Genomic DNA, 7,628 nt, shown 5'->3' on the forward strand with positions numbered 1-7,628 from the left:
GCGCGGTTCTCTTTTACACTCTATACAGACGTCGTTCACGCGATCCCCATCGTCTTTCAGGTTGCAGCGTAGGGTCCGGCTGTCCCTTTTTGAGGAATGAACATGTTCGCAGACCAAGGCCCGATACTCCTAAACACCCATTTTGGCACCAGCAGCCCTTACTGGCATCTGGCGTTTGACAGCAACGCCCTGGAGTTGACGGCAATCAAAGGCAAAACGCACCTTGCCGTGGCCCTCGACGAAATGCAGGCGGCGAAAATCCGCCGTCTGAGCGGGGTCACCGCCAGCCTGGATCTGACCATCCAGCTCAGCGGCCAGCCCATCCATCTGCATTTGGTCGGCCGCCGGGTCAATAAATTTGAGTGGGCAGGCACCGCCTCTGCCTATACCGATACCGAGGCTGTAGCGCGTGATTTGGTGCACGGCCTGTCGTTTGCCGAACAGGTGGTGTCAGAGGCCAATTCCGTCATTGTCATCGTTGACCAACACGGTCGCGTCCAGCGCTTTAACCGCCTGAGCGAAGAGTACACCGGCCTGCAGGAACAGGACGTGATCGGCAAAAACGTCTTCAAGATGTTTATGAGCCCCGAAGAGGCCGCAGCATCACGGCGCAATATTGCCAACTTCTTTCGTAACGGGGCCTCCTATGAGGTGGAGCGCTGGATCAAAACGGTCAAAGGCGAGCGGTTATTCCTGTTCCGCAACAAGTTCGTCCACAGCGGCAGCGGCAAAAAAGAGGTGTTCCTGATCTGTTCCGGGACGGATATCACCGAAGAACGCCGCGCCCAGGAGCGCCTGCGCCTACTGGCCAATACCGACACCATCACCGGCCTGCCAAACCGCAACGCCATTCAGGATGACATTAACCGGGCGATTAGCGAACGCGGTGACAGCCACGTTGGGCTGGTCTATCTCGATCTGGATAATTTCAAAAAAGTGAACGACGCCTATGGCCATATGTTTGGCGATCGCTTGCTGATCGAGGTGTCTCACGCCATTCTCAGCTGTCTGGATCATGGGGAAAAGCTTGCCCGTCTGGGGGGCGATGAATTTCTGGTGCTGGTCACCCAGGCCGATCGGATCATGCTGCAAGAGTTGGCCCTGCGCATTATCGAGCGTCTGCAAGCGCCCTTTCGCATCGGCCTGATCGAGGTCTACACCAACTGTTCGATCGGCATTGCCCTGTGTCCACAGCATGGCCAAGATCTGGACAGCCTGATCCGCAGCGCCGATACCGCCATGTACGTCGCCAAGGAACAGGGTAAACGCACCTTTATCGTCTTCTCGCCGGAAATGAACCGCCGCGTTGCCGAATACATGTGGCTGGATACCAACCTGCGCAAGGGACTGGAGCAGCAGCAACTGGTGGTGTATTACCAACCCAAGGTCACTACGCTCAACGGAGCCGTGCACAGCGTAGAGGCGCTGGTCCGCTGGGATTCACCAGAGCGCGGGCTGATCCCGCCGCTGCAGTTTATCTCCTATGCCGAAGAGTCTGGGCTAATTGCCCCACTTGGCCGTTGGGTGCTACAAACTGCGGCTAAACAGGCAGCCATTTGGCAGCAGCAGGGGCTGAATTTACGCATCGCGGTTAACCTTTCCGCCAGGCAGTTGGTGGATGACAGCGTGGTTAACGATCTGATTGAGGTGCTGCAAGAAAACCGGCTTTCTCCCTGCACACTGGACTTTGAGCTGACCGAGAGCAGCCTGATAGAGGATGAAAACCGGGCGCGTGAGGTGATCACCCGGCTACGGGCCTTGGGCGCACAGGTACACCTGGATGATTTTGGCACCGGCTACTCCTCTCTGGCCCAGCTGGCACGTATCCCGCTGGACGCCATCAAGCTGGATCAAAGCTTTGTGCGCGGCGTAAACCTGGCTCCGGTATCGCAATCACTGATACGCGCCATCGTCGCGGTCGCCGCAGCGTTACAGTTCAAGGTGATTGCCGAAGGGGTCGAAACGGACAGTGAGAATCGCTTCCTGGACTGCGTCGGGGTCGATGAAAAACAGGGATTCCTGTTCGCCCGCCCGATGCTTCCTGAGCAATTAGAGCAGTGGCTGAAAACCTATAGCCCGCAATCACCAAAGTGATGCGGGCAGGAATTAACGCTTAGCTGGCACGACGCTGGTTAAGCGCATGCCGATCCTGCAACATCACCAACCGCTCAATGTACAGGCGATCCTTCTCCTCGATGGTAAAGGCCGAGTGCACCCAATCTTCGGCAATGTCCATCAGTTCAGAGCGGGTTAACTGCAAGACCCGTTGGCGCGCGCGCAACATGGCACGCATACCGTTCAGCTTGGGCCTGATGGTATCGATGAAGGTACGAGTTGCCATATAGGCGTCACCCGGCTGAAACAGCCGATCCACCAGCCCGTAGCTTTCGAACCATTCGGCAGTGTGCGACTCCCCGCTCCAGATCAGTTCTTCCGCCAGGCGCATGCCTGCCTTGCGGGCCACCAGTGAATAACCCCCCATCCCGGGAAACAGGTTGAAGGCGATTTCCGGGAATCCCATCCGTGCGTTGTTCTGCGCCAAAACGAAATGGTGCGCCAATGCCGCCTCAAAACCGCCCCCTAACGCGCTCCCCTCCACCATGGCAATGCTAATGGCCCCGGTATCAAAGCCTCGTGCTGCGGCATGCACACAGTCGATACAGGCCCGCGCATACGCCATCATCGCCTCACGCTTGCGGTTTTTGATCGCTTCGGCAAAAAAGCTCAGATCCCCGCCGACGTTAAACATGTTTTGCACCAGCGAGCCGGTGACCCAAAAGTCGAACTGCAACGTCGACTCTTTCGCCGCCTGCGCCAGCGTCATGATATCTTCTATCAGCGCCTGATTGAAGCAAGGGCGCGGCTCTGCACGCAGTAGCATCCACATGATGTGGCGATCTTCCTCGTAATAAGCGGAAAGTTGCGACAGGTTGCCCGCTTCGGTAAATGGGCGGCAGGTGGGATGATTGAATAATTTCATAAGACCTTCCATTTTATCTATTGATTCAGGAAATAACCGTTCCAGCCCCTACGGCTGCAGTAGGCGTATGCCGGATAAAAAAGCGCACGCCATAAGATGAGTAAAAGCCTTCCTGGCGCTGAGATAGATAAAATTGCAGGGATCCGGCAGAAAAACAGACGTGTGGTGAATAGGACAAAATCGAACGTTCTTGCTCGCAGCTGTTGGTAGAGGTCATCATCAGAATTAACCCAATCTCGTCCATAACGGCCAAATCGAGGGCATATTTGGCTATAATCAAGCACATGCCCATTGATTTACCTGAAGGATACCCTGACGTAATGCAGAATAAAGCCGCTCCAGAGCAGCCTGAGGCCATTGAGAAACCGACGATCGCCATCAAAACCGGCAACCAAAAACTGGATAAAGGCCTTTCGGGGTTCGCTCGCCTGATAGAGCGCGTTAAAGCCTGGCCCACCATCGCTCACCTGCTGCGAGCCACCGAACGCTTCAATGACCGTCTTGGCAGCCAGTTTGGCGCCGCCATTACCTACTTCTCGTTTCTCTCACTGATCCCGATCCTGATGGTGTCGTTTGCCGCCGTGGGCTTTGTGCTGGCTTCCAACCCGGACCTGCTGGCCGAACTGATTAATAAGATCGTCAATAGCATCAGCGATCCCACGCTGGCCAGTACCTTGAAGAACACGGTGAATACCGCCATCCAGCAACGTACCACCGTCGGCCTGACCGGCCTGGCGCTGGCGCTGTACTCCGGCATCAGTTGGATGGGTAACCTGCGTGAGGCGATCCGCGCCCAGTCCCGTGACGTCTGGGAACGTAATCCGCAGGATCAGGAGAAAATCTATTTCCGCTACACCCGCGATTTTATTTCATTAACCGGCCTGGTGGTGGCGCTGATCGTCACGCTGTCGTTAACCTCGATTGCGGGTTCTGCCCAGGCGGCTATCGTGCATGCGCTGGGGCTGGATGGCATTGAATGGCTGCGGCCAGCGATGACACTGATCGCGCTGTCGATCTCCATCTTTGCCAACTATCTGCTGTTTTTGTGGATCTTCTGGATGCTGCCGCGCCATAAGCCGAAGAAAAAAGCGCTGCTGCGCGGCACGCTAATCGCGGCAATTGGTTTTGAAGCGATCAAGTTTGTGATGACCATGACGCTGCCGCAGGTCGCCAAATCACCTTCCGGTGCCGCTTTTGGCTCGGTGATCGGGCTGATGGCGTTCTTCTACTTTTTTGCCCGTCTGACGCTGTTTTGCGCCGCCTGGATCGCCACGGCACAGTATAAAGAGGACCAAACCCTGCCGCAGGGTAAGTGAATATCCCTCATCAGCATTGCATTCATGCCAGTCGCAAGGTTGCGACTGGTTTTTTATTCCAAATACAAAACCACAAAGCAGTCAATAATTCTAAAACATGACTGGCCAACCGGCAAAAACCAGCATAACAAACTACCCCATAACTTTTCTTTGCACCTTTTCCAGTCATTATCTCTGCTTATAGCTCACTTCACCACGTTAACGACCATAGAACACCATCTCGCTAAAACATTAGTCTTTTTAACAGTTTATTTGCCAGATAGTACAAAGCATCCCCGTTGAAAAGCCATTTTGCTATGACTAAGATGAATTTTTCCCTAGTCAAAATATAAGAAATAACTATGCAAGCCACCATCGCAACCCCCTTGGACGCAGAACCCGCGTCCACACCGGTTAACTCCCGGGGAAAAGTCATCGTCGCCTCTCTGGTCGGTACCGCCATCGAGTTCTTTGATTTCTATATTTATGCTACCGCTGCGGTGATCGTGTTCCCGCATATCTTCTTCCCACAGGGCGATCCTGCTGCCGCCACGCTGCAATCGCTGGCCACCTTCGCTATCGCCTTTGTAGCGCGGCCAATCGGCTCTGCCCTGTTCGGCCACTTCGGCGATCGCGTCGGGCGGAAGGTGACTTTGGTGGCTTCACTGCTGACCATGGGGATTTCCACCGTGCTGATCGGCCTGCTGCCAAGCTATGCAACCATTGGCATCTTTGCACCGATCCTGCTGGCGCTGGCACGCTTTGGCCAAGGCCTGGGTCTGGGTGGCGAATGGGGCGGTGCCGCGTTGCTGGCCACCGAGAATGCGCCTGCCAACAAGCGGGCGCTGTACGGCTCTTTCCCACAGTTGGGTGCACCGATCGGCTTCTTCTTCGCCAACGGCACCTTCCTGCTGCTCTCCTGGCTGCTGACTGACGAACAGTTCATGACTTGGGGCTGGCGCGTACCGTTTATCCTCTCTGCCGCGCTGGTGCTGGTTGGTCTGTATGTGCGTATTTCGCTGCACGAGACTCCGGTTTTTGCCAAGGTGGCCAAAGCAGGCAAACAGGTGAAGGTCCCGCTCGGAACGCTGCTGAGCAAGCACAAAAAGGCCACCATCCTGGGTACCTTCATCATGCTGGCTACCTATACGCTGTTCTACCTGATGACCGTTTACTCCATGACCTACGGCACGGCCGCAGAGCCGCTGGGGCTAGGCTATTCGCGTAACAGCTTCCTGTGGATGCTGATGGTGGCGGTGATTGGTTTTGGCGTGATGGTGCCGATCGCCGGTTTGCTGGCCGATGCCTTTGGCCGCCGCAAGACCATGATTGTCATCACCCTGTTGATGATCGGCTTTGCCTTCCTGTTCCCGAGCATGCTGGGTTCCGGCAATCAGCTGTTGGTGATGGCTTTCCTGCTGCTTGGGCTGAGCATTATGGGCCTGACCTTTGGCCCGATGGGTGCACTGTTGCCAGAACTGTTCCCAACCGAAGTGCGCTACACCGGGGCTTCGTTCTCGTATAACGTGGCCTCTATTCTGGGTGCTTCGGTAGCGCCTTATATTGCGACCTGGTTGGCCAACAACTATGGGCTGTTCTACGTTGGTATGTATCTGGCGGCCATGGCCAGCCTGACGCTGATCGCGCTGTTGCTGATGAAAGAAACCCGCCACACGTCGCTGTAATCCTCTCCCGGCCCCCTGTCTATGGGGGCCGTTTGTCTGTTGTCACAAATTCCGGCTATGCTATCCCCCCATTTGCTGAGGAAGCCCGCCCATGTCGTTGCGCCGTTGGCTCTGTTTGTCCGTTGCGTTGCTGGCGATTATCGCCATTGCCGCCTATTTCTGGCTGAAGCCGGCCCACCCGGATGCGCTGTGGCATATCGTCAGCCAGCAGTGCCTGCCTAATCAGCAGCAGAACCATAATCCAGCCCCCTGTGCACAGGTAGATGAGCAGGCAGGGTTCGTGGTGCTGAAAGACCGCAACGGGCCATTGCAATACCTGTGGATGCCAACGGCCAAAATCACCGGCATTGAAAGCCCACAGGTACTACAGCCCGATACCGCCAACTTCTTCGCCTTAGCCTGGCAGGCCCGGCATTTTATGGCGGATAAACTCGGTAAACCGATCGACGATGCCGCTATCTCACTGGCGATCAACTCCGAATATGGCCGTACGCAAAATCAGCTGCATATCCATATCTCCTGCCTGCAACCGGCGGTAAAAACCCGGCTGGCGCAGCTGCATGGGGATTTCAGCGAAAGTTGGCAGCCGCTGCTTGGGGGATTGCTGGGACATGACTATTTAGCTCGTCGCGTCAGCGCTGCTGAACTCAAGCAGCTTGGGGGATTCCGTGTGCTGGCTCAGGGCGTTGAGGGCGCACGTGAAAGCATGGGGAGCTACGGCATGGCGATGACGGCCTTGCCAGGAGGGGATTTCCTGCTGCTGGCTGTGAAACGTAACCTGTGGCAGCTGAATCTCGCCTCCGCCGAAGAGATCCAGGATCACAGCTGCCAGGTACTACAGTAATCTTGGGTCACTTCTTGTTCTTCATCTGCTGCAGGATCTTGCCACACTGGTTTTCTTCGCCACCGTCACTCGGTGAAACCAGGGCCAGCAATGCCGCTGCCGGAGCAACGACAACGCCCAACGCCACCGCAGCCACCCCGCGTGCAATCAACGGCCCAGCCTTCACGCCAGCATCCGGGTTTTTAAACGTCCCTTTGACATACAGTGGCGACCGCAGGGTCAGCACCCGCATGCCTTTACTTTCCGGGTCGATGGACAGATCCAGTCGCTCCGTGGCGAAATTGATGTTGCCGGTGATGTTGATAATGGCGTTTTCCGTATCAAACACGAACAGCCGTGGCGTCGCCAACCCGCTGCGAATGCCGACATCCGCCGCCGCACAGTTGATCCCCACCTCGTCATCGCCAAACAATTGAGCTACCAGGTAGTTACCTACGTTCAGGCCCAGGATTTCCATCAGGCTGCGGCTGATCACGCCGTCATTGATCAGCAGGCGCAGGTCGCCGCTGCTGGTCGCCAGCAAGTCGGCCACCGAGTTGCCGCTACCCGTTAGCTTGGCATCGCCGTTCAATTCCCCCAGGCTGCGCTTCATCGACTCCACGTTCGGCAGCAGCTGTTTCAGTTGGAACTTACGCGCATGCATATCTACCCGCCCCTGCATCGGGCTCTTGCTACCATCAAGACGGACGGTGGCATTCAGGTTCCCCCCGGCCACGCCGAAGCGCAGCGGGTCCATCAGGATCACCGCGTTATCCAGCTTAAGGTGGGTATTCAGATCGCTCAGCGGCAGCGAACTGCCATGCTCAATGCGTTTGGCGGTAAAT

Annotated in this window: 8 protein-coding genes; 4 read left to right on the forward strand and 4 right to left on the reverse strand. The window is 56.3% G+C overall.

From position 1 onward, the window contains the following. The first annotated feature begins 102 nt into the window (after positions 1 to 102). Positions 103 to 2,094: a cyclic di-GMP phosphodiesterase gene (pdeR, locus tag ACLQ7H_RS26935; RefSeq protein WP_411755318.1), complete on the forward strand. Its 1,992-nt coding sequence runs from the start codon at positions 103 to 105 to the stop codon at positions 2,092 to 2,094. Between the two features lie 19 nt (positions 2,095 to 2,113). Here pdeR and ACLQ7H_RS26940 read toward each other — a convergent pair whose 3' ends face one another. Continuing rightward, a complete protein-coding gene (locus ACLQ7H_RS26940) occupies positions 2,114 to 2,980 on the reverse strand; it encodes a crotonase/enoyl-CoA hydratase family protein (protein ID WP_411755319.1) in 867 nt (288 codons plus the stop codon). Positions 2,981 to 3,005: 25 nt separating this feature from the next. Beyond that, positions 3,006 to 3,272 (reverse strand): hypothetical protein, encoded by a 267-nt coding sequence (locus ACLQ7H_RS26945; protein WP_411755320.1) that lies wholly within the window; start codon positions 3,270 to 3,272, stop codon positions 3,006 to 3,008. Between the two features lie 28 nt (positions 3,273 to 3,300). Between ACLQ7H_RS26945 and yhjD the strand changes: the two genes are divergently transcribed. Continuing rightward, on the forward strand, positions 3,301 to 4,296 hold the full coding sequence (gene yhjD, locus ACLQ7H_RS26950) for an inner membrane protein YhjD (protein ID WP_411755321.1): 996 nt from the start codon (positions 3,301 to 3,303) through the stop codon (positions 4,294 to 4,296). Positions 4,297 to 4,318: 22 nt separating this feature from the next. Here the strand turns inward: yhjD and ACLQ7H_RS26955 are convergent, their stop codons facing one another. Next, positions 4,319 to 4,465, reverse strand: a complete 147-nt coding sequence (locus ACLQ7H_RS26955) for a hypothetical protein (RefSeq protein WP_411755322.1) — start codon at positions 4,463 to 4,465, stop codon at positions 4,319 to 4,321. Positions 4,466 to 4,637: 172 nt separating this feature from the next. Between ACLQ7H_RS26955 and ACLQ7H_RS26960 the strand changes: the two genes are divergently transcribed. Both ACLQ7H_RS26960 and ACLQ7H_RS26965 read left to right on the forward strand, forming a co-directional pair. Next, entirely contained in the window at positions 4,638 to 5,960 is a 1,323-nt protein-coding gene (locus ACLQ7H_RS26960) for an MFS transporter (RefSeq protein WP_411755323.1), read from the forward strand. 91 nt (positions 5,961 to 6,051) lie between these two features. Further along, positions 6,052 to 6,804, forward strand: coding sequence for a CDP-diacylglycerol diphosphatase (locus ACLQ7H_RS26965; RefSeq protein WP_411755324.1), 753 nt, complete (start codon positions 6,052 to 6,054; stop codon positions 6,802 to 6,804). Between the two features lie 7 nt (positions 6,805 to 6,811). Here the strand turns inward: ACLQ7H_RS26965 and ACLQ7H_RS26970 are convergent. After that, the coding region (locus tag ACLQ7H_RS26970) for an AsmA family protein (RefSeq protein WP_411755325.1) at positions 6,812 to 7,628 on the reverse strand (817 nt) is incomplete at its 5' end.

The sequence above is a fragment of the Serratia sp. (in: enterobacteria) genome, from assembly GCF_046715635.1.
Taxonomy (GTDB): domain Bacteria; phylum Pseudomonadota; class Gammaproteobacteria; order Enterobacterales; family Enterobacteriaceae; genus Chania.

Coding starts and splice junctions, on each gene's coding strand:
- pdeR (WP_411755318.1), top strand. CDS start 103: ATGTTCGCAGACCAAGGCCCGATACTCCTAAACACCCATTTTGGCACC.
- ACLQ7H_RS26940 (WP_411755319.1), bottom strand. CDS start 2,980: ATGAAATTATTCAATCATCCCACCTGCCGCCCATTTACCGAAGCGGGC.
- ACLQ7H_RS26945 (WP_411755320.1), bottom strand. CDS start 3,272: ATGGGCATGTGCTTGATTATAGCCAAATATGCCCTCGATTTGGCCGTT.
- yhjD (WP_411755321.1), top strand. CDS start 3,301: ATGCAGAATAAAGCCGCTCCAGAGCAGCCTGAGGCCATTGAGAAACCG.
- ACLQ7H_RS26955 (WP_411755322.1), bottom strand. CDS start 4,465: ATGACTGGAAAAGGTGCAAAGAAAAGTTATGGGGTAGTTTGTTATGCT.
- ACLQ7H_RS26960 (WP_411755323.1), top strand. CDS start 4,638: ATGCAAGCCACCATCGCAACCCCCTTGGACGCAGAACCCGCGTCCACA.
- ACLQ7H_RS26965 (WP_411755324.1), top strand. CDS start 6,052: ATGTCGTTGCGCCGTTGGCTCTGTTTGTCCGTTGCGTTGCTGGCGATT.